Below are 22471 nucleotides of genomic sequence, written 5' to 3' on the forward strand. Positions count from 1 at the left end.
CCTCCCGGAAGGCGGCGACGCGGACCGCGTAGAAGGCGCCGGTCTCGCGGTACTCCGGTGCCCGGTCCTGGCGGCGCGGGCGCGTGGCGGCGTCGTGGTTGACCGCGACGGCTGAGCCGTCCTCGGCGAGGCGCCAGAGGAAGGCGTGCGAGGGTGCAGCGGCGAGCACGGAGTCGGCCGCACCCTCGAGGACACGCCCGACGGCCCGGTCGAGGTCGGCGGGGTCGATGAACGGTGACGTCGCCTGCAGGAAGAGGAGGACCTCCGGAGCGGGATGCTCGCCTGCCTCCGGCGCCTGAGGCGCGACCGTGTCGAGTGCGTGCAGGAGCGCGGACTCCGACGAGGCCTCGTCACCCGCGAGGTCTGCCGGACGCCGGACGACCCGTGCCCCGGCCGCGACGGCCTCCGCAGCGATCGCGTCGCCGTCCGTGCTGACGACGACCTCGTCCACCGTCTCGGCGGCGAGGGCTGCCGCGACCGCGCGCGCGATGAGCGAACGGCCGGCGACCTGGCGGAGGTTCTTGCCCGGGATCCCCTTCGAGCCCGCTCGTGCTGGGATCACCGCGATGACACGGGGCTCGGGGCTCATGGGGGAAACGTAGGGAGCGGCGGTGACGCTGAGAGGAACGGCAGGGAGACGGGCGGCGAACCGTTCCGGAAGGGGACGCGGGAGGCTGGCCGCGCGGCTGGCCGGGAGGTGCGTGGTGCGTGAGTGGGCGGAGTACCCGGGTGCGGTGGGGCCGGGAGGCGCGTGGTGCGTGAGCGGGCGGAGTACCCGGGTGCGGTGGCGCCCGGCCCTGGTGTTCCGCCCGCTCACGCCGGGCGGGCTGGTACGGGCGAGCGCACCTGTCCTAGGGTCGGGGGATGCTCGGCGCCGACGACGTCCTCGATCCTCCGCCTCGACGGGTCCTCGTCGCGGGGACTGCCGGCGTCGGCAAGACGACGACGGCGCAGCGCATCGCGCGGGCGATCGGCGCTCCCCACACGGAACTCGACGGCATGTACCACGGGCCCGGGTGGACGGCGCTACCGGACTTCGAGGCTCGGGTGGACGAGATGACCTCGGCTCCGACCTGGGTCTCCGAGTGGCAGTACCGACAGGTGCGGCAGCTCTTGGTCGAGCGCGCGGACACCCTCGTCTGGCTCGACCTGCCGAAGCCCGTCGCGTTCGTCCGTCTCCTGCGACGGACGATCCGACGGCGCCTGCACCGCACGGTCTTGTGGAACGGCAACGTCGAACCGCCGCTGTGGACGTTCTTCACCCGCAGCGAACACATCCTGCGCTGGGGTATCGCGAAGCGGAACGAGATGCGGCAGCGGGTACCCGTACTGGCTGCCGGCACCCCGCACCTCCGCGTCGTCCACCTTCGGTCGCAGCGGGAGATCGAGCGGTTCGTCGGGCGGCTCTGCCTGCACAACGAATAAGATCGTCGGCGTCCGCCCCCGTAGCTCAGTGGATAGAGCAGGTGGTTTCTACCCACCGTGCCGCGGGTTCGATTCCTGCCGGGGGCACCGACGACGAAGGCCGCCACCCGGCGATGGGTGGCGGCCTTCGTGGTGTTGCTGGTGTCAGCTCACTCGTCGTCGTCGGACCGGCGGCGGAGCTCGCTCGCGCTGACCGGGTTCGAGTACGGGGACTCGGACGTCTCGTTCGCATCGGCGGGTTCGGCGGGGGCGTCGGCGATCCGGGTCGGGATCGACATCGTGTTGGTGCCGCCGGCAGCATCGACGTCGACGCGAGAGTCGCCACGGTCGTTGCCGCGAGCGTCGCCACGGTCGTTGCCGCGAGCGTCGCGGCTGTCGTCGTCGCGGGAGGCGCCGCGCGCTGTCCAGGACGCCGGGAGGTCGTTCCGACCGTTCCGCTCGTCGCGGACGATCGGCGCGCGGTCAGCAGAGCTGGGGCGACCCGAGCCGACCGGGACGTCGTCCACCGCATCGGCGTTGTCCGCGTCGGTCGTGTCGGCACCGGAGCTGCGGGAGGCGGACCAACCGCGGTTCGGCGATCCGAACGCGGGGGAGCCGAGCGCCGGTCGGATCGGGGTGGTCTCACCGTCGGAGTACGGCCGCGTCGCGTTGTCCGAGATCGGCACGGTGGCGTCCGAGCCGTACGAGGGACCGGCGGGACGTCCGGCCGGTGCGGCGTTCGTGTCCGGGTACGCCTGCGTGGGAGCGGCGGCCGCGGAACCGGCTCCGGCGGCCGGAGTGGCCCGAGCGCTGGTGTCCACGGTGGGCGCGACCGTCGGCTGCGCAGGGCGGAGCGACGTCGTGGTCGGGGTGGGCGCCGGTTCGGGGCTGCGGGACGAGTCGACCTTGTCCGCGTTCCAGTCCTGCTGGCGCTTGATGAGCTCGGCGTCGGGGTCCGGGGAGTCGAACTTCCAGCGCTCGAGATCGCTCTTGAAGAGCTTGCGTGCCCGAGCCGGCCGAGCCTGCCACTCGAGGATGCGGTCACGGAACTCGCTCAGAGACTGCTCCGCCTGGAAGCTGAAGGTCGAGGAGTTCTTCTTGATGTCCGCGATCTCGTGCTGTGCCCAGTTCGCCGCGATCGGTGCACCGGCGACGGGCAGCAGGCGGAGGCGGATGTCCGCGTCCTCGGCGAGGTGGTCGGCGTACGAGCGTTCGTCGTGCCCGAGGGAGCCCCAGTTCGCGGCCTTCCGCGCGGCGGACACGAGTCCGGCGACGGCGGCGTTCTTCGCCTCGCGCTCCTGGAGCGCGACGACGCGCTTCGTCGCCGCGCGGCCGATCAGGGCTGCGACGATGCCCGCGACGACGATCGCGACGAAGGGGATGATCGCCCCCGACAACACGCGCCAGCCCGCATCGGACGAGGTCCAGTCGTTCAGGTCGTTCCACCACTGCATGCGCGCACCATACGTCGGGATCGGTCAGGGTCTGGGGATGACAGGCGGAGGAACCGCACATCCATCGCATCTGATTCCGATGTGGAACATCATCACCAGCGGAGGGTGTCGACCGCGTCGTCGGCGTCCCAGACGTCGGGGAGCTCGACGAAGCGGCGTTCGGCAGCGACGTACCGACGGGCTCGGTACGCGATGCCACCGGCCACGTCGACCCGGTCCACGTACCCGACGATCTCGCCGTTGGCCCGCGTGACGCGGCTCAGGTCGTCGCGCACGTCGAGGATGCGGAGGTCCCCGCGGGACCGGGCCACCGGTCGAGGCGAGTGGATGCTGAGCCGGGCGTCCGTCGTCGTCTGCATGGGGCCTCCTGGTCGTGGGGTGTGTCTCGAAGGTACGTTCGACCACCGACATGTCGTCGGGCCGCAGCCCGACCTGGGGAACACGCACGCGCCTCCCGGCGTTGTGGAGGACAGTTCTCGCAACGGCTCTCCCGAGCCCCGGAAGGCAGGTCCTGACCATGACCACGTTCGTGCTCGCAGGTGGGTGTTTCTGGTGCCTCGACGCGGTGTACCGCACGCTGCAGGGCGTGCAGGACGTCGTGTCCGGCTACGTCGGCGGGCGCGACCCGCACCCGACCTACGAGCAGGTGTGCACCGGGACGACCGGCCACGCCGAGGCCGTCGCCGTCACGTTCGACGAGTCCGTCCTGCCGGCGCAGGTCGTCCTCGACGTGTTCTTCACCCTCCACGACCCCCGTCAGCTGAACCGCCAGGGCGCTGACGTCGGCACCCAGTACCGCTCCGCGATGTTCCCGGCGGACGATGAGCAGCGCGCACTGTTCGAGCAGGCGATCGCGCGTGCGTCCGACATCTGGGACGGCACGATCGTGACCACGCTCGAACAGCTCGGCGAGTTCCACCGTGCCGAGGAGCACCACCAGGACTTCTTCGCGAAGAACCCGGGGCAGGGCTACTGCCTGGCGGTCGCACTCCCCAAGGTCAACAAGGTGCGCAAGGCATACAGTCGGTACATCCTGGCGTCCTGACACGACGGGGCGTCGGGGCCACGAGGAGGTGGTCGCACGATGACGAACGACACGATGACGAACGACACCATGCAGAACGCGGACGCGACGACGGGGACCTGGGTCGCCGTCGGACCGGCAGGCGCGGTGGGCACCATCCACCACGATGCCGACGGGTTCCGTGTGGAGCTGTACGGGCGACGTGGCCCGGGCGGGACCTACCCGTCGCTCCAGTCCGCCAAGGGCGCGGTGCACAAGGCGATGGGTCCGCTCGCGGACCGGCCCGAGTTCCGCGCGCACTGATCCGGACTGGAGGCCCCGATCACCTTCCTGCACAGGGAGCGTGATCGGGGCCTCTTCTCCACATCGTCGTCGACGACGGCCCGCGGGCGTCTGCGCTGGCCGACGATCGACGCATGAACGACACGATCACGGTCTGCGGCATCGTCGCCACCGAGCCCCGCCACCTCGTCACCGAGACGGGCATCGCCATCACGAGTCTCCGGCTCGCCTCGCCGTCCCGCCGCTGGGACCGCCAGACGTCGACCTGGGGCAACGGTCCGACCAACTGGTACACCGTCACCGCCTTCCGGTCCCTCGCCGCCAACGTCAACCGGTCCCTGAGTAAGGGGGACCGGGTGGTCGTCACCGGGCGCCTCCGCATCCGGAACTGGGAGCGTGACGGCCGCGGTGGGACGAGCGTCGAGATCGACGCCGAGGGCATCGGCCACGACCTGGCGTGGGGGATCAGCAACTGGATGCGGCTCCCGCGGCACGTGACCGAGGCGACCGCTGCTCCCGGGACGTCGCCGCGGGTCGACCACGAGACCGGCGAGGTCCACGACGACACCCCGGACGCCGCGCATCCGCCGGTGGACGCAGCACCGGACGACACCCACCCCGACGACCACCAGGGCACCGACGACACCGTCGCCGCACTGCTGCACCCCGATGCCGACGAGCCGCCGGAGCACCCGATGGGGCTCGACGCGGCCTGATCTCGACACCGCGCCCACGGGGACCCGGTGTCGTCACTACACTTGGAGCGATATGGCTGAGTACATCTACCAGATGGTCCGCGCCCGCAAGGCGGTCGGTGACAAGCTGATCCTCGACGACGTCACGATGTCGTTCCTGCCCGGCGCCAAGATCGGCGTCGTCGGGCCGAACGGTGCCGGCAAGTCGACGATCCTGAAGATCATGGCGGGGCTCGACCAGCCCTCGAACGGCGAGGCGAAGCTGACCCCGGGCTTCACCGTCGGCATCCTCATGCAGGAGCCCGAGCTCGACGAGACGAAGACGGTCCTCGAGAACGTCCAGGAAGGCGTCGGCGAGATCCACGGGAAGCTCGCACGCTTCAACGAGATCTCCGCGCTGATGGCCGAGCCGGACGCCGACTTCGACGCGCTGCTCGCCGAGATGGGCACCCTGCAGGAAGAGATCGACGCGGCCGACGCGTGGGACCTCGACTCGCAGCTCGAGCAGGCCATGGCCGCGCTCCAGTGCCCGCCGAGCGACGAGCTCGTCACGCACCTGTCCGGTGGTGAGAAGCGCCGCGTCGCACTCTGCAAGCTCCTGCTGCAGAAGCCCGACCTGCTGCTGCTCGACGAGCCCACCAACCACCTGGACGCCGAGAGCGTGCAGTGGCTCGAGCAGCACCTGCAGCAGTACCACGGTGCCGTCCTCGCCGTGACCCACGACCGGTACTTCCTGGACCACGTCGCCCAGTGGATCGCCGAGGTCGACCGTGGTCGTCTCTACCCGTACGAGGGCAACTACTCGACCTACCTCGAGAAGAAGCGCGCTCGTCTCGAGGTCCAGGGCAAGAAGGACGCGAAGCTCGCCAAGCGTCTGACCTCCGAGCTCGACTGGGTGCGCAGCAACACGAAGGGCCGTCAGGCCAAGTCCAAGGCCCGTCTGGCTCGTTACGAGGAGATGCTCACCGAAGCCGAGCGCACCCGCAAGCTCGACTTCGAGGAGATCGTCATCCCCGTCGGCCCGCGTCTGGGCTCGCAGGTCATCGACGCCGAGAAGTTGCACAAGCAGTTCGGTGAGCGCGTCATCATCGGCGACCTGTCGTTCACGCTCCCGCGCAACGGCATCGTCGGCGTGATCGGCCCGAACGGCGTCGGCAAGACCACCCTCTTCAAGACGATCGTCGGCCTCGAGCCCCTCGACGGCGGCACGCTGAAGATCGGCGACACGGTCGACATCTCGTACGTCGACCAGAGCCGTGGCGGCATCGACCCGAACAAGAACCTGTGGGAGGTCGTGTCCGACGGACTCGACTACATCCAGGTCGGCAAGACCGAGATCCCGTCCCGTGCGTACGTCTCGCAGTTCGGCTTCAAGGGGCCGGACCAGCAGAAGCGCGCCGGCATCCTCTCCGGTGGTGAGCGCAACCGCCTGAACCTGGCGCTGACGCTCAAGCAGGGCGGCAACCTGCTGCTGCTCGACGAACCGACGAACGACCTGGACGTCGAGACGCTGGGCAGCCTCGAGAACGCACTGCTCGAGTACCCCGGTTGCGCCGTGGTCATCACCCACGACCGGTGGTTCCTCGACCGCATCGCGACGCACATCCTCGCCTGGGAAGGCCTGAACGAGGACGGCACGCCGAACTGGTACTGGTTCGAGGGCAACTTCGAGGCCTACGAAGAGAACAAGATCGAGCGCCTCGGGGCCGATGCTGCGAAGCCCGGCCGCGCGACGTACCGCAAGCTCACCCGGGACTAGTCCCGGTGGCACGCCTGCACGCTCCGATCCGCATCCGCTGGAGTGACATCGACGCCTACGGGCACGTCAACAACTCGGCGATGCTCCGGCTGCTCGAAGAAGCACGCGTGCTGGCGTTCTGGGCGCCGGACCCCGACGAGGTCGACGAGTCGGGGTCCGCGCCGGAGCCGGTGATCGACGGTCGACCCGGATCGGGGACCATGACGGTGATCGCGGCCCAGCGCCTCGAGTACCTCGCCTCGACGCCGTACTTCCGTCGACCGCTCGACATCCAGCTGTGGATCGGGCGGATCGGTGGCGCCAGCCTCGACATCTCGTACGAGGTCTGGTCGCCGGTCGGCCACGAGCCGGCTCAGCTCTACACGCGCGCCACCACGACGCTCGTCCTGGTGGATGCGGAGACCAACCGGCCGCGGCGCCTCACCGACGTCGAGCGTGCCGCCTGCCAGCAGTACGTCGAGCCCCCGGTGTCGTTCTCGCGGCCCTGACCGGTGATTCGTCCGGCCCGGCCCTGATCGGTCTGGCGGCCGGGCCGCATCGGCCGCCGTCCGCCCGACTTCGGCCAGTCACCGACTTCGGCCAGTCACCGGCCTCGGTCAGTAGCCGGCTCGGGCCAGAGCCGGTTCGGGTCAGTCGTCCGCGGGGACGCGCATCATGCCCTCCTGCGCGACCGTGGCCAGCAGCCGCCCGTCGCGGGAGAACATCCTGCCCAGCGCGAGGCCTCGGCCGCCCTGTGCGCTCGGCGACTCCTGCACGTACAGCACCCACTCGTCGGCCCGCCCATCGCGGTGCCACCACATCGCGTGGTCGAGGCTCGCGAGCTTCACGCCCGGGGTGCCCCAGGCCATCCCGTGCCGACGCATGATCGGCTCGAGGAGCGACAGGTCGCTCGCGTAGGCGAGGACTGCGCGGTGCAGGGCTGGGGCGTCCGGCAGGTCGCGTTCGACGCGGAACCACACCGCCTGGTGTGCGACCCGCGCGCCCTGCACGTCGACGTAGACCGAGCCCGCGACGTGCCGCATGTCGATGGACCGTTCCGCCCAGGCCTGCGCGGTCGGGTGGTCGATGGACGCGAGCACGGATGCAGCCGATGGCAGCGACTCCGGGTCCGGGACGTCCGTGGGGAACGGGTCCTGGTGTTCGGCGCCGACGTCCGGCGTCTGGAAGGACGCGATCATCGAGAAGATCGGGACGCCGTTCTGGTACGCCTGCGCTCGGCGGGTGGCGAAGGACCGGCCGTCGTGGATCCGCTCGACGCCGAACGTGATCGGGACGTCGATTGCGCCGGGTCGGAGGAAGTACCCGTGGACGGAGTGGATGTTCCGTCCCTCGATCGTGGCCTGGGCGGCGACGATGCACTGCGCGAGGACCTGCCCTCCGAACACGCGGCCGCCCGGGGACCAGTGGCTGGCCCCCGTCAGGATCGTCTCGCGGGTGCTGGCCCCGGTGTCCTCGAGTCGCAGCGTGGAGAGGAAGTCGGGTTCGCGGTTCACGCCGTCAGTCTACGAACGGGCCGGTGGCGTCGTCACGGACGTCGAGGTCGGGGGAGCGGACGGGGACGCCGTGGACAGCGAGCGCGGAACCGCCCCCGGCTAGGATCAGACGCGACATGAGCAGCTCGTTCACCCTCCCTGACGCCGCGTCGCTCGGCGATCTCCGCACCTACCTCGGGCGAGCCGCTCGGATCGAGGACGGGTCGGTCCGTCTGATCGCCGACTCCGGCGTCCTGGCCGTCTACACGGCGATCCTGTACCCGCTCGGACTGCTCGACGAGCTGCCGACCGTGCTCGGGCTCCGGACGTTCGCGCTGACCCAGCCGGAGCACATCGACGTCGTCGTACCGCTGCGCTCGTTCCAGGAACGCCTGCGTCTGCTCGCCGAGGCGCAGGACGCCGCGGACGTCGACAGTGCCGACCCGACGCGGGCCACGCCGATCGAGGTCGAGCTGCCCCTCGAGGTCCACACCGTCACCTGGGCAGCGATCTCGCCGCCCCGCGGGGGATGGGCGCCGCTGCCCGACGTGTCCGCGGAACTCCTGCACCGTGCAGCGCGGCAGGGCATCGACGAGGTCGCGGCCGCGGTACCGGCGAGTTCCGGCGAGTCCATCGTCCGGCGTGTCCGCTCCGAGGTGTGGGGTCGGCCGATCGACGGTGTCGAACACCTGCCCGCCGGCGCGGGGTTCGCTGCGGAGAGCCTCGGGTTCCTCGGCACGGAGCCGGTGCGGCTGTTCGAGACCGGTCCGTGGAGTCGCCTCACCACCTCCCGCGGGCACGTGCTCGTGAAGCGTCGCGCCTGGACCCTGAGCTCCTAGACCCTCGTCGTCGCCGGAGCAACCAGCGCGCCGGCAGATGACGGTGGTTGGCTGCGGGGCATGCACGTATTCCTCACCGGTGCGTCCGGGTACATCGGCTCCGCCGTCCTCCGCGCACTCATCGCCCATGACCACACCGTCACGGCCGTCCTCCGCTCGGACGAGAAGGCCGCCCGAGCCGAGGAAGCCGGCGCCACCGCGGTCGTCGGAGACCTCACCGACCTCGCGCTCGTCGCCCGGCTGGCGGAGCAGGCCGACGCCGTCGTGCACACCGCCTCGGCCGAGGACGTCGACCCCGACTTCATCGCGACCGTCCTGACGGCACTCGAGGGCACTGCGAAGCCGTTCGTCCACACCGGCGGCATCTTCACCTTCGGGGCGTCCGGCGCCATCACCGAGGCGTCGCCCGTGGCGCCGCCGGCCCTCACCGCGTGGCGGGCAGCGAACGAGGCTCGCGTCCGGACGAGCGCCGTGCGAACGACCGTCGTCGCGCCGGGCATCGTGTACGGCAACGGCGCCGGCATCCCGACGATGTTCGTCCCGGCGAGCGACGCCCCGACCCCGGTCCGTCTGGTGGGTGACGGCACGCAGCGCTGGACGACGGTGCACGTGGACGACCTGGCCGAGCTCTACGTCCTCGCCGTCGAGCGCGCCGACCAGGACGGGTACCTCGTCGCGGCGTCCGGTCACAACCCCACGGTCCGTGAACTCGCCCAGGCCGGCGTCGAGGGACAGGCCCGTGTTGAGGGACAGCCCGGCAGTGACGGACACACCGGCTCCGCTGTGTCCGTGGTCTCCGAGTCCGCCGACGAGTCGCGCGCACGACTGGGCACCGACTTCGCGGACGCCCTGCTGCTCGACCAGGCGGCGACCGGCGCGTACGCCCGCAGCTTCGGTTGGCAGCCGTCCCGGCCGCCCCTCGTCGAGGAACTCCGGAACGGCTACCGCGCCGACTGACCCGACGAGACCCGGTCACCGCGCCCAGCGTGGAACTGACGAGGAGACGGACTGGAGGCCCGTGGCAGATCCGCCATGGGCCTCCCGTCCGTCTCACGGAACGTCAGGACCCGCCCGATCGGCGAGCGGCCTGATCGTGGACCGCCCGATCGTGGGCGACTCGTCAGGCCGACAGCCAGACGGACGGATCACGCCGACGCACCACGCCGACGAGCCAGGCCAGCGGCGAGGTCAGTCGAACGAGTTCGTCATCGCGTGGGCTGCACGGTCCAGGTAGCCCCAGAGCTCAGCCTCGTCGAGCGGGGCGAGGCCGAGCGACTCGACCGCGTCGTGCATGTGCTGTAGCCAGTGCTCGCGAGCCTCGGGCGTGATGTGGAACGGGTTGTGCCGCATCCGCAACCGGGGATGCCCGCGCTGCTCGCTGTACGTCGACGGTCCGCCCCAGTACTGCTGCAGGAACTGCGACAGGCGCCAGATCGCGCCGTCGAGGTCCTCGGCCGGGTACATCGGCCAGATGACCTCGTCCTGCTGCACGCCCTCGTAGAAGCGGCGCACCAGGCGGTCGAAGGTCGGGGCGCCGCCGATGCGGTCGAAGAGCGAGCCGCTGGCCGCCGCGCCACCGAGGCCGACGCGGAGCGTGACGGGCTGCGCGGGCACACCGCCAGCGCCCGCGCCACCGGCAACGCCGCCGAGGCCAGACCCACCGGTCCCGGGCTCACCGGCCGGCGGGCCGATGGGCAGTGACGGTCCGGTCATGGCGAGTCCTCGTGGTCGGTGCTGGGTTCGTCCCCGGTGCGGATTGGGCGCCCGAAGACGTTCCGCCGGGCGCTGCGTGACCTGGTCGGCGCTGGAACGGGGGCGGTCCGCACCGGGCGCAGGCCGTTCACCGACGTGGCGTTCTCCCACCCGGCGGGCATGATCATCGACATCGCGGGGAGGGTCACGCCGAGTTCGTCGACGCTGTGCTTCAGCCGGATCCGGAGTTCACGGCCGACGACGTCGAGTTCGGAGGCGCGGGTCTTCACGACGAGACGGAACACCATGCCGGTGTCGGTGATCGACTGCAGCCCCCAGATCTCGGGCTTCTCGACGATCCGCTGGCGCCACCGGGGCTCTTGCGACATGGCGACGGCTGCGTGGAGCAGGGCGTCCTGCACGGCGTCGATGTCGGTGTCGTAGGGGACGGTGATGTCGACCAGGACGCGCGACCAGCCCTGGGAGAGGTTGCCGACACGGAGGATCTGGCCGTTCGGCACGAACCAGAGGATCCCGTTGACGTCGCGGATCTGCATGACACGGAGCCCGACGTTCTCGACGATGCCGGTGGCCTGCCCGGTGTCGACGACGTCGCCGACGCCGGCCTGGTCCTCGAGGATCATGAAGATGCCGGACAGGATGTCGCGGACGATGCTCTGCGCACCGACCGCCAGGCCGGCGGCGACGACCGAGGCGCCACCGACGATGCCGACGGCGGCGGTGGGGAACACCGTCGAGATGACGATGGCGAACGCGATGACCGCGACGACGACCGTCGCCAGGTTCTCGAGCACGCTGCCGAGGGTGCGGGTGCGCTGGACGACCCGGGCGGTCTGCAACGGCGAGGCGACGAGCGCCTGCGTGTCCGCCGCGCCCTGCCGCTTCTTGACGCCGTTGACGATGCGGTCGACGACCTGCTTGATGGTCCGGCGCAGGATGAGTCGGAGGATCACCGCCGCGAGCAGGACGATGACGATGGTGATCGGGACGTGCCAGGTGTCGACGAACTGGGTGAACGTGTTCGACGCCCACTTCGAGACGTCGGGGGAGTCTGCAGCCAAGAGCATGATCCGGTCGATGCTAAGCGGCGAGGCCTCGGCGTCCCTGGAGGAACGCCGAGGCCTCGCCGCCGGTCACATCAGGCTCAGACGTCCGCCGCCTGGACGCGGAGGGCCCGCTCGGTGCCCGCGAGGTTCTCGGTGACGATGCGGCGCAGGGCCGGCGTCTCCGGGTGTGCCTCGAGCCACGCCACGGCCGCGTCACGCAGCTCCGTCGACGCCAGCGGTGCGGGGTAGAGCCCCGTGACGACGGTGTCGGCGATGTGGTAGCTGCGCTCGTCCCAGATGCGGGTGATCACGTCGAAGTACCGCGACACGAGGCCCTCGAGCACGACCGGGGAGTTCACGTGCTGGAACCCGATCGTGGTCTGGCGGACGATCGCGTTCGGTGCGTCGTCGCTGTCCACGAGGGACGAGAACGCCGCCAGCTTGCCCTCGGCGGTCGGGATCGTCGCCCGGGCACGCGCGGCGGCCTGCTCGCCGGAGGCCGTGCGGTCGGCGGCGAGCTCGGTGTCGATCTCGTCGTTGCCCGCGGCGCCGGCGAGGACGAGGCCCTCCAGCAGCTCCCAGCGGAGGTCGGTGTCGACCTCGAGCCCCTGCAACGTCACCGAACCGTCGCGCAGGCCCTGCAGCGTCGCCACGTGCTCCGGCGTCGACGGGATCTGCGCGAAGAACTTCACGAACTGGAACTGCGCGTCGGAGCCGGACTCGGCCGACGACGCGAGCTGCCAGAGGGTGTCGCCGACGGTGCGGACGGTGCTGTCGGACTTCGCCGGTGCGACGTAGTTCCGCGCGGTCAGCAGGAGCTGCGACAGCGTGGTCCGGATCGTCGTGGACTCGGTCTCGGTCGCGATGTTGCCGAGTGCCAGGGACACGTAGTCGCTGGCGGGGGACTCGGCGTCGCGCGTGGCGTCCCAGACGGCGCCCCAGACGATCGAGCGGGCGAGCGGGTTCGCGATCGCGGCGAGGTGCTCGATCGCGGTGCGGCGGGACTGCTCGTCGAGGCGGATCTTGGCGTAGGCCAGGTCGTCGTCGTTGAGCAGCACGAGGTCGCCGCGGTGCACGCCGACGAGCTCGGGCACGTCGGTGCGGGGACCGTCGACGTCGATCTCGACGCGGTGTGCCCGCTCGAGCTTGCCGCCGGAGGACGCGGTGTCGGCGCCGAACGGGGCCGAGGCGTCGTTCGTGAACGAGTACACGCCGATGGCCAGGCGGTGCGGGCGCAGCGTCGGGTGGTCGGCCGGGGCTTCCTGCAGCACGGCGAAGGACGTGATGACACCGTCGGCGTCGGTCTCGATCTCCGGGCGCAGGGTGTTCACGCCGGCGGTCTCGAGCCAGAGCTTCGACCACTCGGACAGGTCACGGCCGCTGGTGGACTCGAGCTCGACGAGCAGGTCGGCCAGCTCCGTGTTGGAGTGGTGGTGCTTCTTGAAGTACGCCGAGACGCCCGCGAAGAACGCGTCGATGCCGACCCACGCGACGAGCTGCTTGAGGACCGAGCCGCCCTTCGCGTAGGTGATGCCGTCGAAGTTGACCTGCACGTCTTCGAGGTCGTTGATCGTCGCGACGATCGGGTGCGTCGAGGGGAGCTGGTCCTGCCGGTAGGCCCAGGACTTCTCCATCGCCTGGAACGTCGTCCAGGCCTCGGTCCACTCGGTGGCCTCGGCCGTGGCGATCGTCGACGCCCACTCGGCGAAGGACTCGTTGAGCCACAGGTCGTTCCACCACTTCATGGTGACGAGGTCGCCGAACCACATGTGCGCGAGTTCGTGCAGGATCGTGACGACCCGGCGCTCCTTGATGGCGTCCGTGACCTTCGAGCGGAACACGTAGGTCTCGGTGAAGGTCACCGCGCCCGCGTTCTCCATGGCGCCCGCGTTGAACTCCGGCACGAAGAGCTGGTCGTACTTCTCGAACGGGTACGCGACGTCGAACTTCTCCTCGAAGTACGCGAAGCCCTTGCGGGTGATTTCGAAGACGTACTCCGGGTCGAGGTACTCGGCCAGGGACTTCCTGGCGAACACCCCGAGCGGGATGGTGCGGCCGTCACGGCTGGTGAGCTCGCTGCGGACGACCTCGTACGGGCCGGCGACGAGCGCGGTGATGTAGCTGGAGATCTTCGCGGTCGGCGGGAACGTCCACGTGGCGTGGTCGCCGTCGACGTGCGGCTCGGGCGTGGGGGCGTTCGAGACGACCTGCCAGCGCGCCGGTGCGGTCACGGTGAAGCGGAACTCGGCCTTGAGGTCGGGCTGCTCGAACACCGCGAACATGCGGCGGCTGTCCGGGACCTCGAACTGTGAGTAGAGGTAGACCTCGTCGTCGACGGGGTCCACGAAGCGGTGCAGGCCTTCGCCGGTGTTCGTGTACAGCGCGTCGGCGACCACGACGAGCTCGTTCTGCTCCTGCAGGTCGGCGAGCTGGATGCGGACGCCGTCGTTCACGGCATCGACGTCGAGCGCCGTGCCGTTCAGGGTGACCGAGTGCACGGTCTTCGTGATGGCGTCGATGAACGTGCTGGCGCCGGGCGTCGCGGTGAAGCGCACGCGGGTGGTGCTGCCGAAGCTGTCGGCACCGCGGGTCAGGTCGAGTTCGACGTCGTACGTCTGGACGCTGACGATGCCGGCACGTTCCTGGGCTTCGGTTCTGGTGAGGTTCTCTCCGGGCACGGACGCTCCATCTTCGCTGCGGACGCGGACGATCGATGTCCGCGTGTCGGTGGGTCCCGCTCGGCGTCGTGCGTCGGCGGGACGGCTCGTGACCAGCCTAGCGAGCGGGCGTACGCTGCGATCCGTGACTGACACGACTGTGGAGAACCCTCATGCGACCCGGACTGCTGTGGAGTTCTGGTTCGACCCGACCTGCCCCTGGGCGTGGATGACGAGCCGCTGGGTGGGTGAGGTCGCGCAGCACCGCGACCTCGACGTCACCTGGAACGTGATGAGCCTGTTCGTCCTCAACGAGCACAACGAGGACATGCCCGCCGAGTACCGCGAGGCGATGGAGCGCAACCAGGTGTACTCGCGTCTGGTGACGGCCGCGAAGGCCCGCCACGGCCGGGACGTCGTGAAGCGTCTCTACGACGCCCTCGGCGAGCAGATCCACCACCGCCAGCAGAAGGACCCCGAGCAGGTCGTGCCGGCCGTGCTCGAGCAACTCGGCCTGGAGGCCGACCTCGCCGATGCCGCGTGGACCGACGAGACCGACGCCGCGATGCGCGAGAGCCACCGCGACGGCATCGAGCGGGTCGGCCAGGACGTCGGCACGCCCGTCATCGCCGTCGACGGCGTCGCCTTCTTCGGGCCGGTCATCTCCCCGGCGCCGAAGGGCCAGCAGGCGCTCGACCTCTGGGACGGCGTCGTCGCCGCGGCCCGCTACCCGGGCTTCTTCGAGCTCAAGCGCTCGCGCACGACCGGCCCGGTCTTCGACACGGTCGACTGACGGGAGGCGCGGCCCGGCCCCGCCACGCAGCCTGCGCTCGCCGAGCCTCGGCTCCGCGGACACCGCGCGCCTCCACGACGCCGCAGAGTGCCCGCTGGGCCGAGGCTCGGCCCCGGCCGGGCGGGCCGGGCGGGGCCCGGCGGGCCGGCCCGGCTCAGCCGAGCGGCAACCGCATCAGGGTCAGATCGAGCCACCGGTCGGCCTTGCGACCGACCTCGGGCACGACGGCGACGGTCGTGAAGCCGAGCCGTTCGTGCAGTGCGATCGACCCGGTGTTGGCGCTGCAGATGCCGGCGATCATGACGTGCCGCCCCTCGGCGGTGGCCCGGGCGACGAGCGCTGCCATCAGCGTCGAGGCGATGCCCCGTCCGCGGAACGACTCGACGACGTAGACGCTGTGCTCGACGGTCAGCCGGTAGCCCTGCTGCGGCCGCCACTGGGAGTAGGTGGCGTAGCCCGCGACGACCCCGTCCACCTCGGCGACGAGGACCGGCCAGCCGTCGCCCTGCCGCTCGGCGAGCCAGGTGTCGAACCAGGCGCGGGGGTGCGGGACCTCCTGCCAGATCGCGGTCGAGTGCAGGACCGCGTCGACGTGGAGTGCGTGCACGACGTCGAGGTCGGCCGGGGTGCAGTCGCGGACGCTGACGGCATCCGTCGCATATGCTGTCGCCATGTCTCACATCGTAGACGAGCCGGAGGGCGCGGGTGCAACCCCCGACGCGGATCACCCTGATGCGGAACGCGGCGGTCCGGAACACCCCGACGACGCCGACCAGCGCCGCCTGGGGCAGCGCCTGCAGCGCCTCCGCACCGAGCGCCGCTGGAGCCTCACCGAGCTCGCTGAGGAGTCCGGCGTCTCCCGCGCCATGATCAACCGCGTGGAGCGGGGCATCTCGAGCCCGACCGCGACGATCCTCGGCCGTCTCTCCGGAGCGTTCGGCCTCACCGTCTCGCAGCTCCTCGACGACGCCCTCGAGCACGAGGTGCCCCGCGCCAGCGATCCGGACGAGGCCCGTGGGATCCAGCGCGCCGCCTCGGCCGACTCGTGGACCGACCCGGAGACCGGGTACCGCCGCCGTCCCCTGTCGAGCGCGGACTTCCCCGCCGACGTCACCGAGGTCCGCCTGCCCGCCGGCCGCGAGGTCGCCTACCCCGCCAGTGCCTACGCCTTCCTGCGGCACTGCATCTGGGTCGTCGACGGCACCCTCGAACTGCAGGTCGGCGAGGCCACGACGCGACTCGGTGCGGGCGACCGGATCGAGCTCGGCGAGCCCGCCGACGTCGTGTACCGCAACGCCGGCGACGAGCCGTGCCGGTACGTCGTCGTCGTGGTGCGGCAGCGCTGACGGGAGGCCCGCCCCGGGTCCGGCACCGCGCCTCCCGTCCGCCCGTCGGCCGGGTCGTCGGACCGGTCCGGCCGCTGCGGACGCGGGAATAGGATCGGTCCATGCGCATCCACCTCGGAACGGACCACGCCGGCCTCGAGTTCACCAAGACCCTCGCCACGCACCTGACCGGAGCTGGACACGAGGTCGTCGACCACGGTCCGACCGCGTACGAGCCGCTCGACGACTACCCCTCGTTCTGCATCAACGCCGCGCACGCCGTGGTGCAGGACCAGCGTGCCGGCGTCCAGGCGCTCGGTGTCGTCTTCGGTGGGTCGGGCAACGGGGAGCAGATCGCCGCGAACAAGGTCGAGGGCGTCCGGGCCGCGCTGGTGTGGAACGAGTCGACCGCGGTCCTCGCCCGCCAGCACAACGACGCGAACGTCATCTCGATCGGGGCGCGCCAGCACACCGAGGAAGAGGCCATCCGCTTCGTCGACCTGTTCATCGCCGAGCCGTTCTCGGGCGAGGAACGGCACGCCCGCCGCATCGCGCAGCTCGCCGAGTACGAGCAGACCGGCACGATCGCCGGCAAGCAGGTCGACGCGTAGGAGCCGGTCGGGGGACACGACCCGTCAGCGGTACCGGGTAGAACTGGATCCATGCCCGAGGGTCACTCCGTCCACAGGATCGCCAACCAGTTCACCCGCCACTTCGTCGGCAAGCGCTGCGAGGTGTCCAGCCCCCAGGGCCGGTTCGCCGCGGGGGCCGCACAGCTGGACGGCAAGCAGTTGATCGCCTCCCGGGCCGTCGGCAAGCAGATGTTCCTGGAGTTCGAGGACGACCTGTTCCTCCGGGTGCACCTGGGCCTGTACGGCGCATGGGACTTCGCCGGCGTGATCTCCACGGCCGAGGCGCTGTCGGACGACGACGACCGCGAGGAGTCGCTGTCCTCGATCGGTGCCCCGCGGCTCGCCCGCTACCGGATGGCCGAACAGGAGAAGAACGAGGACCCGATCGAGGCGTTCCCGCCGGACCCGGTCGGCCAGGTGCGTGTGCGGCTGCTCACCGAGGACACCGTCGCCGACCTCCGCGGGCCGACCGCCTGTGTCGTCGAGGACCCGGCCGGCGTGCAGCGTGCGCTCGACAAGCTCGGTCCGGACCCGATGAACGACGACGGTCCCGAGGCCGAGAAGGTCTTCGTCGAGAACGTCCGGAAGCGCAACGTGGCGATCGGGCAGCTGCTGATGGACCAGTCCGTGGTGAGCGGCATCGGCAACATCTACCGCGCGGAGCTGCTGTTCCGGCAGCGCCTCGACCCGTACAAGGTGGGGAAGAAGATCACCGTCAAGCAGGCGAAGGCGCTCTGGGCGGACTGGTCGAAGCTGCTGCACGACGGCGTCCGCGACGGCCTGATGCTGACGATGGACGGGCTGTCCGACGCCGACCACAAGAAGGCCCTGCGCTCCCGCAAGGACCGCCACTGGGTCTACCACCGCCAGGGGGAGCCCTGCCGGGTCTGCGGCACCGAGATCCGGATCGCCGACATGGCCGGCCGCAAGCTCTACTGGTGCCCGAAGGACCAGAAGTAGCCAGGACCTACAGCGCGCGGTGGGTCCAGCGGCCGGCGACGGCCGTGGCCAGGACCGGCATCGTGCGGAGCGCGGCCGACGTCGCCGTGAGCGGGTCGGACGGCACCAGGACCAGGTCGGCGACGTCACCGACGGCGACGCCGACGCGCCCGTCGGTGCTGCCCCGCCACGCGGCGAGCGCCGACATCCGCTGCTCCGGGTGCCACGGGCTGCGGCCGTCGCGGTCCCGCCCGACGGCGGCGGCGAGCGCCACCCACGGGTCGAGCGGCGCGACGGGGGCGTCCGAGCCGAGCTGCATCCGGGCTCCGGCGCGCTCGAGGGACGCGAACGGGAACGCCCGGTCGGTGCGGCCCGCCCAGTGGTGGTCGGCGATGTCGCGGTCGTCCATCGCGTGCTCGGGCTGCACCGAGGCGACGACCCCGAGCTGCGCGAACCGGGGGACGTCCTCGGGCAGCAGCAGTTGGGCGTGCTCGATCGTGCCGCGGGTGCCGACGGTCTCGAACGCGTCGAGGGCGAGCGTGACGGCGCGGTCGCCGATGGCGTGCACGGCGGGGACCAGTCCGGCGGCGACGGCACGGCGGAGGACGGGGACCAGGTCCTCGGGGGTCCAGGTGAGGAGCCCCGCGCCGTCCGAGGTGGCGGCGGTCCGGGTGCCGAGGGATCCGTCGGTGATCACCTTGAACGGCCCCATCGTCAGCAGCCCACGGGTGCCCGGGACGACGTCGCCGGTGCGGAGGCCGCGGGCCACCACGTCGTCGAGTTCGCCCGGGTAGACCCCGGAGGCGACGCGGATGCCGTCCGTGCCGGCGGCGATCCGGCGCGCCCACCGGTCGAGTCCGAAGACCATCTCGAGGTCGACGACACCGGTCACCCCGCGCTGGGCGGCGGCGTCGACGGCTTCCTCGACGGCGGCGTCGAGCAGCTCGTCGGGGACGCGGGACAGTGCGCCGGTGACGTCGAACGCGTCCTGTTCGCGGAGGACGCCGTCCGCCCCGGCGGGCAGGGCGCGGCCGAGCAGACCGGCGAAGTGCGCGAGGGCACGCGTGTTGCACCAGACGGCGTGCAGGTCCGCGGCCACGACGACGACCGGGAGGCCCGCGGCGGCTCGGTCCAGCAACTCGCGTCGTGCGGGTGCGGGCCAGAGCCCGTCCCGGTAGCCGTGACCGACGAGGACGTGGTCCGGCAGCGCGGTCCGGGCCGCGTCGGCGAGGCGGTCGGCGGTCTCCTCGGCGGAGGTGCAGTCCTGGACGTCGACACGCTGCCGCATGAGCGCCCACTGGTCGAAGTGCACGTGGTGGTCGCGGAGGCCGGGGCCGAGCCAGGCGCCGTCGGCCTCGACGACCTCGACGTCGAGCACCGTGCCGGGCGGGACGTCTGCGGCGCGCGGTACGTCGACCGTCCCGGCGGGCCCGATCGCGGCGATCCGTCCGTCGACGACGAGCACGTCGGCGGGGGCGCCGGACGTCCCCACCCGGCGGACGGTGCGGAGCAGGACGACCGTCACCGTGCCTCCCGCCCGTCGGCGCGCACGTCCACGGAGCGTGTCCGCACCCGCTCCATCTCGTCCGCCAGTGCCGGCGCCGCGTACGGCCCGTCGGCACGGAGGCCCGCGATCACCCGGTCGACGACCTCGGGTGCCTTGTTCTGGCTGAGCTTCGCACGCGCGTCGAACCGGGTGACCCGTAGCCGGATGCCGACGGTGCCGCGGGCGATGCGGCGGGCGGTGTCCTCGTCGACGTCGAGCGACACCGGGGACGGCATCGCCCGCTCGAAGTGGTCGACCAGGTCACCGAGGACCCGGAAGTTCTCGTCGTCGGACAGGATCTCCGGCGTGCCCCACAGGTGCGCGGTGGTGTGGTTCCAGGTCGGCACGAACTGCTCCGGCGGGTACCAGGCGGGGGAGACGTAGCCGTGCGGGCCCTGCACGACGACCAGGACCTCGTGCTGCCCGAGCTCGTGCGCGACCTCGTCCGGACGGCCGACGTGGGAGACCAGGACGAGTTCGTCGTCGGCGCTCGGTTCGAGCAGGAACGGGTAGTGCGACGCCACCAGCCCCGCGGCCGTGTGCGACACGATCGTCGCCCAGGGGTTCCCGTCGATGAGCCGTCGGACCTCGTCGACCTCGGTCATCACGAAGGAGGGTGTGTGCCGCATGCGACGAGCGTGGCACATGCCAGGCTGTCCGGCATGGAGAAGCGCGCTGCCTACGAGTCCGTCCTGCCCTACGTCCGTGAGTGGATCGCCTACAAGGTGTGGCAGCTGCGGTTGCCGGGCGTCCAGGTCGCCGTCGGGTTCGAGGGCCAGGAGCTGTTCGCCGACGCGTTCGGCTACGCGGACGTCGAGGCCGGCCGTCGCCTGACGAACAGCGACCTGTTCCGGATCGCCTCGCACTCGAAGACCTTCACGGCCACCGCTCTGCTCCAGCTCGCCGACCAGGGTGCCCTGCGCCTCGACGACACCGTCGGCACGTTCGTCCCCGCCCTGGTCGAGGCCGGGTCGCCGATCGCCGACGCCACGGTCCGTGAGCTCATGGAGATGGGTGCCGGGGTCGTCCGCGACGGCGCCGACGGTGACTACTGGGCGCTGGCACACCCGTTCCCGGACGCCGACGAACTGATCGCCCTCGTCGTCGCGGGTGGCGCGAAGGTTCCCGTCGGGTCGGCGTTCAACTACTCGAACCTGGGCTACGGCCTGCTCGGCCTGGTCATCGAGGCGGTCACCGGCACGGGCTACGCCGAGCACGTCCGCACGGCGATCACCGAGCCGCTCGGCCTCACCGGCACCGGCGCCGAGTTCGACCCGGCGCGCGAGGACGAGTACGTCGTCGGCTACACCGGCCTGCACACCGCCCGCACCCGGCAGCGGGTCCCGCACGTGACGACCGGGGCGCTCGCCGCGGCCACCGGGTTCCACGGCACCGCCTCGGACCTGGTCCGGTACTTCTCCGCACACGTTCCCGGCCGAGGCTCGCTGCTCTCCGACCACGCCAAGCGCCTGGCCCAGCGGAAGGCGTGGAGCGCCCTGGACAGCGACCCCGCCGCGCGCGGCTACGGCGCCGGGTTCATCGTCGACCGGATCAACGGCCGGGAGGTCCGTGGCCACTCCGGCGGGTTCCCCGGGCAGATCACGCAGTCCGTCTTCGACCCCGCGTCCTCGCTGGTCGTGTCGGTCCTGACGAGCAGCGCCACGGGTCCGGCGACGATGCTGGCGTACGGCATCGTGCACCTGCTCGACGCCGCCGCGGACGAGCAGGCCCCCGGCACACCCGTGCCGGCCGACGTCGACACCGACCGCTACACCGGACGCTTCACCACGTTCGAGGGCATCACCGACATCGCCCGCGTCGGGGACCGGCTGCTGGCGATCGACCCGACGCAGCCCGTGCCGACCGAGTCGCCGGTGCGCCTGGACGTCGTCGACGCCGACACGCTGTGGATGGCGTCGGGGAACCGGTTCGGGTCGATCGACGAGGACATCGTGTTCACCCGTGACGACTCCGGCGCGATCGTGTCGGTCCGGGGCGACAGCGGCATGACGCAGCGCCCGTGGTCGGTGCCGGCGGAGTCGCCCGAGGTCGCCGCGGCGCTCGTCTGAGCCCCGGGTCCACCGGTCTGCCGGAGTGGGCGGGGCGGTCGGCGTCAGCGGACGTCGGCCGTCTCCCACAGCCGTCGGGCACCGTCGCGGACCGGGCGGACCAGCGGCGGCGCGAACACCAGCACGGCGCCGACGAACGCCACGAACTGGCCGACCTGCGGGATCGCGAACAGCCCGGTGAGCGCGTCCTGCGGCGGGATCCAGAGCGTGAAGAGGACCGGTTCGACGACCGTCCACGCGAGCCACACGCCGGCACCGACGAGCACGGCCCAGGCAGCCACGCGGTGCACCCGCCCGCCAGCCGGACCCGTGCTGGTGGTGCTGGTGCCAGCTCCGGCTGCGGTGTCGGCCCTGGTGCGCAGCACGAGCAGGACCCCGAAGACGAAGAGCAGCGCCCGAGCCGCGATGAACAGCACGGTGCCCACGGGCCACGCGCTGCTGGGCACGAACCCGGCGAGCGACCAGGTGAGCACGGCGAGGGCGAACCCGAGCAGGACGCGGTCCTGACCGCGGAGGGCCCGGACCGCCACCAGGGCGGCGGCGACGATGCCGACGGCCAGCACGGTCCGGAAGCCGACCACGTACTGGTCCTCCTGCAGGTCGAGGGCGAACTGCAGCCAGTCGGACACGACGGCGAGCGCCGGGACGAGTGCGGCGACGACCGCGGCGAGTGCCGTCAGTCGGTCGCGCGTGGTGTCGTGCATGGTTCCCCCTCGTGCTGTCCTGCGTCGTACTGAGCTGCGTCGTGCTGGGTCGGTGCAGTGTCGGTGCAGTGTCGGCACTCTACACATCACCGGCTGCTGCGACCAGAGGGTGGCGGAG

24 protein-coding genes and 1 tRNA gene are annotated in these 22471 nt (G+C 71.4%); 14 read left to right on the plus strand and 11 right to left on the minus strand.

What is annotated here, in order from left to right; all coding sequences use genetic code 11:
- Positions 1–589 (minus strand): acylneuraminate cytidylyltransferase family protein (locus QL987_RS14115; protein ID WP_290158218.1); only part of this gene is annotated, 589 nt, incomplete at its 3' end.
- A gap of 275 nt (positions 590–864) precedes the next feature.
- Between QL987_RS14115 and QL987_RS14120 the strand changes: the two genes are divergently transcribed.
- Positions 865–1425, plus strand: coding sequence for an AAA family ATPase (locus QL987_RS14120; protein ID WP_290158219.1), 561 nt, complete (start codon positions 865–867; stop codon positions 1423–1425).
- Positions 1426–1439: 14 nt separating this feature from the next.
- A tRNA-Arg gene (locus QL987_RS14125) sits at positions 1440–1512 on the plus strand.
- Positions 1513–1574: 62 nt separating this feature from the next.
- Here the strand turns inward: QL987_RS14125 and QL987_RS14130 are convergent.
- Positions 1575–2858 (minus strand): hypothetical protein, encoded by a 1284-nt coding sequence (locus QL987_RS14130; protein WP_290158220.1) that lies wholly within the window; start codon positions 2856–2858, stop codon positions 1575–1577.
- A gap of 92 nt (positions 2859–2950) precedes the next feature.
- The gene (locus QL987_RS14135; RefSeq protein WP_290158221.1) at positions 2951–3217 is read right to left on the minus strand and encodes a hypothetical protein; all 267 of its coding nucleotides are present in this window, start codon (positions 3215–3217) and stop codon (positions 2951–2953) included.
- Between the two features lie 158 nt (positions 3218–3375).
- Here QL987_RS14135 and msrA point away from each other — a divergent pair, with 158 nt between their 5' ends.
- From msrA to QL987_RS14160, 5 genes are all read left to right on the plus strand, one after another.
- Positions 3376–3903, plus strand: coding sequence for a peptide-methionine (S)-S-oxide reductase MsrA (msrA, locus tag QL987_RS14140; RefSeq protein WP_290158223.1), 528 nt, complete (start codon positions 3376–3378; stop codon positions 3901–3903).
- A 39-nt stretch (positions 3904–3942) separates the two neighbouring features.
- Positions 3943–4185: a methyltransferase gene (locus QL987_RS14145; RefSeq protein WP_290158225.1), complete on the plus strand. Its 243-nt coding sequence runs from the start codon at positions 3943–3945 to the stop codon at positions 4183–4185.
- Positions 4186–4298: 113 nt separating this feature from the next.
- Complete coding sequence (locus QL987_RS14150; RefSeq protein ID WP_290158227.1) at positions 4299–4880, plus strand: single-stranded DNA-binding protein; 582 nt, start codon at positions 4299–4301, stop codon at positions 4878–4880.
- 52 nt (positions 4881–4932) lie between these two features.
- Positions 4933–6618, plus strand: coding sequence for an energy-dependent translational throttle protein EttA (ettA, locus tag QL987_RS14155; RefSeq protein ID WP_290158228.1), 1686 nt, complete (start codon positions 4933–4935; stop codon positions 6616–6618).
- A gap of 5 nt (positions 6619–6623) precedes the next feature.
- On the plus strand, positions 6624–7106 hold the full coding sequence (locus QL987_RS14160; RefSeq protein ID WP_290158230.1) for a thioesterase family protein: 483 nt from the start codon (positions 6624–6626) through the stop codon (positions 7104–7106).
- A gap of 141 nt (positions 7107–7247) precedes the next feature.
- Here QL987_RS14160 and QL987_RS14165 read toward each other — a convergent pair whose 3' ends face one another.
- A complete protein-coding gene (locus QL987_RS14165; RefSeq protein ID WP_290158232.1) occupies positions 7248–8111 on the minus strand; it encodes an acyl-CoA thioesterase II in 864 nt (287 codons plus the stop codon).
- 116 nt (positions 8112–8227) lie between these two features.
- Between QL987_RS14165 and QL987_RS14170 the strand changes: the two genes are divergently transcribed.
- On the plus strand, positions 8228–8929 hold the full coding sequence (locus QL987_RS14170; RefSeq protein ID WP_290158234.1) for a hypothetical protein: 702 nt from the start codon (positions 8228–8230) through the stop codon (positions 8927–8929).
- Between the two features lie 60 nt (positions 8930–8989).
- Positions 8990–9886 (plus strand): NAD-dependent epimerase/dehydratase family protein, encoded by an 897-nt coding sequence (locus tag QL987_RS14175; protein ID WP_290158235.1) that lies wholly within the window; start codon positions 8990–8992, stop codon positions 9884–9886.
- Positions 9887–10117: 231 nt separating this feature from the next.
- Here QL987_RS14175 and QL987_RS14180 read toward each other — a convergent pair whose 3' ends face one another.
- The 3 genes from QL987_RS14180 to pepN form a co-directional block, all read right to left on the minus strand.
- Positions 10118–10642: a globin gene (locus QL987_RS14180; protein WP_356841801.1), complete on the minus strand. Its 525-nt coding sequence runs from the start codon at positions 10640–10642 to the stop codon at positions 10118–10120.
- The gene (locus QL987_RS14185) at positions 10639–11709 is read right to left on the minus strand and encodes a mechanosensitive ion channel domain-containing protein (protein WP_290158236.1); all 1071 of its coding nucleotides are present in this window, start codon (positions 11707–11709) and stop codon (positions 10639–10641) included. Before QL987_RS14185 ends, QL987_RS14180 begins: the two co-directional genes overlap by 4 nt.
- Positions 11710–11786: 77 nt before the next feature.
- Positions 11787–14366 carry an aminopeptidase N gene (pepN, locus tag QL987_RS14190; protein ID WP_290158238.1) on the minus strand — a complete coding sequence of 860 codons (2580 nt, stop codon included), beginning with the start codon at positions 14364–14366 and terminating at the stop codon, positions 11787–11789.
- A 124-nt stretch (positions 14367–14490) separates the two neighbouring features.
- On the opposite strand from pepN, the gene QL987_RS14195 reads away from it, so the two are divergent.
- Positions 14491–15138 (plus strand): DsbA family protein, encoded by a 648-nt coding sequence (locus tag QL987_RS14195; protein WP_290158240.1) that lies wholly within the window; start codon positions 14491–14493, stop codon positions 15136–15138.
- 154 nt (positions 15139–15292) lie between these two features.
- Here QL987_RS14195 and QL987_RS14200 read toward each other — a convergent pair whose 3' ends face one another.
- Positions 15293–15811, minus strand: a complete 519-nt coding sequence (locus tag QL987_RS14200) for a GNAT family N-acetyltransferase (RefSeq protein ID WP_290158242.1) — start codon at positions 15809–15811, stop codon at positions 15293–15295.
- Here QL987_RS14200 and QL987_RS14205 point away from each other — a divergent pair.
- From QL987_RS14205 to QL987_RS14215, 3 genes are all read left to right on the plus strand, one after another.
- A complete protein-coding gene (locus QL987_RS14205) occupies positions 15810–16484 on the plus strand; it encodes an XRE family transcriptional regulator (RefSeq protein WP_290158243.1) in 675 nt (224 codons plus the stop codon). The genes QL987_RS14200 and QL987_RS14205 overlap by 2 nt on opposite strands.
- Positions 16485–16585: 101 nt before the next feature.
- Positions 16586–17074 carry a ribose-5-phosphate isomerase gene (locus QL987_RS14210; RefSeq protein ID WP_290158245.1) on the plus strand — a complete coding sequence of 163 codons (489 nt, stop codon included), beginning with the start codon at positions 16586–16588 and terminating at the stop codon, positions 17072–17074.
- 51 nt (positions 17075–17125) lie between these two features.
- Positions 17126–18055, plus strand: a complete 930-nt coding sequence (locus QL987_RS14215; RefSeq protein WP_111075955.1) for a DNA-formamidopyrimidine glycosylase family protein — start codon at positions 17126–17128, stop codon at positions 18053–18055.
- Positions 18056–18062: 7 nt separating this feature from the next.
- On the opposite strand, the gene QL987_RS14220 is transcribed toward QL987_RS14215, so the two are convergent.
- Complete coding sequence (locus QL987_RS14220; protein WP_290158246.1) at positions 18063–19559, minus strand: amidohydrolase family protein; 1497 nt, start codon at positions 19557–19559, stop codon at positions 18063–18065.
- Positions 19556–20209, minus strand: coding sequence for an FMN-binding negative transcriptional regulator (locus QL987_RS14225; RefSeq protein ID WP_290158248.1), 654 nt, complete (start codon positions 20207–20209; stop codon positions 19556–19558). The genes QL987_RS14220 and QL987_RS14225 overlap by 4 nt, the downstream gene beginning before the upstream one ends.
- Positions 20210–20242: 33 nt before the next feature.
- Between QL987_RS14225 and QL987_RS14230 the strand changes: the two genes are divergently transcribed.
- Positions 20243–21649, plus strand: coding sequence for a serine hydrolase domain-containing protein (locus tag QL987_RS14230; RefSeq protein WP_290158250.1), 1407 nt, complete (start codon positions 20243–20245; stop codon positions 21647–21649).
- Between the two features lie 44 nt (positions 21650–21693).
- Here QL987_RS14230 and QL987_RS14235 read toward each other — a convergent pair whose 3' ends face one another.
- A complete protein-coding gene (locus QL987_RS14235; protein ID WP_290158251.1) occupies positions 21694–22353 on the minus strand; it encodes a hypothetical protein in 660 nt (219 codons plus the stop codon).
- Between the last annotated feature and the right edge of the window lie 118 nt (positions 22354–22471).

The sequence above is a fragment of the Curtobacterium sp. APC 4022 genome (assembly GCF_030407555.1).
In the GTDB taxonomy this organism is placed as follows: Bacteria; Actinomycetota; Actinomycetes; order Actinomycetales; family Microbacteriaceae; genus Curtobacterium.

Excerpts from the sequence above, each read along its gene's own strand:
- QL987_RS14230 (WP_290158250.1), top strand. The coding sequence starts at position 20,243 with ATGGAGAAGCGCGCTGCCTACGAGTCCGTCCTGCCCTACGTCCGTGAG.
- QL987_RS14170 (WP_290158234.1), top strand. The coding sequence starts at position 8,228 with ATGAGCAGCTCGTTCACCCTCCCTGACGCCGCGTCGCTCGGCGATCTC.
- QL987_RS14130 (WP_290158220.1), bottom strand. The coding sequence starts at position 2,858 with ATGCAGTGGTGGAACGACCTGAACGACTGGACCTCGTCCGATGCGGGC.
- QL987_RS14120 (WP_290158219.1), top strand. The coding sequence starts at position 865 with ATGCTCGGCGCCGACGACGTCCTCGATCCTCCGCCTCGACGGGTCCTC.
- QL987_RS14180 (WP_356841801.1), bottom strand. The coding sequence starts at position 10,642 with ATGACCGGACCGTCACTGCCCATCGGCCCGCCGGCCGGTGAGCCCGGG.
- QL987_RS14205 (WP_290158243.1), top strand. The coding sequence starts at position 15,810 with ATGTCTCACATCGTAGACGAGCCGGAGGGCGCGGGTGCAACCCCCGAC.
- ettA (WP_290158228.1), top strand. The coding sequence starts at position 4,933 with ATGGCTGAGTACATCTACCAGATGGTCCGCGCCCGCAAGGCGGTCGGT.
- QL987_RS14215 (WP_111075955.1), top strand. The coding sequence starts at position 17,126 with ATGCCCGAGGGTCACTCCGTCCACAGGATCGCCAACCAGTTCACCCGC.
- QL987_RS14210 (WP_290158245.1), top strand. The coding sequence starts at position 16,586 with ATGCGCATCCACCTCGGAACGGACCACGCCGGCCTCGAGTTCACCAAG.
- QL987_RS14135 (WP_290158221.1), bottom strand. The coding sequence starts at position 3,217 with ATGCAGACGACGACGGACGCCCGGCTCAGCATCCACTCGCCTCGACCG.
- QL987_RS14145 (WP_290158225.1), top strand. The coding sequence starts at position 3,943 with ATGACGAACGACACGATGACGAACGACACCATGCAGAACGCGGACGCG.
- QL987_RS14200 (WP_290158242.1), bottom strand. The coding sequence starts at position 15,811 with ATGGCGACAGCATATGCGACGGATGCCGTCAGCGTCCGCGACTGCACC.
- QL987_RS14150 (WP_290158227.1), top strand. The coding sequence starts at position 4,299 with ATGAACGACACGATCACGGTCTGCGGCATCGTCGCCACCGAGCCCCGC.
- QL987_RS14225 (WP_290158248.1), bottom strand. The coding sequence starts at position 20,209 with ATGCGGCACACACCCTCCTTCGTGATGACCGAGGTCGACGAGGTCCGA.
- QL987_RS14235 (WP_290158251.1), bottom strand. The coding sequence starts at position 22,353 with ATGCACGACACCACGCGCGACCGACTGACGGCACTCGCCGCGGTCGTC.
- QL987_RS14185 (WP_290158236.1), bottom strand. The coding sequence starts at position 11,709 with ATGCTCTTGGCTGCAGACTCCCCCGACGTCTCGAAGTGGGCGTCGAAC.
- msrA (WP_290158223.1), top strand. The coding sequence starts at position 3,376 with ATGACCACGTTCGTGCTCGCAGGTGGGTGTTTCTGGTGCCTCGACGCG.
- QL987_RS14175 (WP_290158235.1), top strand. The coding sequence starts at position 8,990 with ATGCACGTATTCCTCACCGGTGCGTCCGGGTACATCGGCTCCGCCGTC.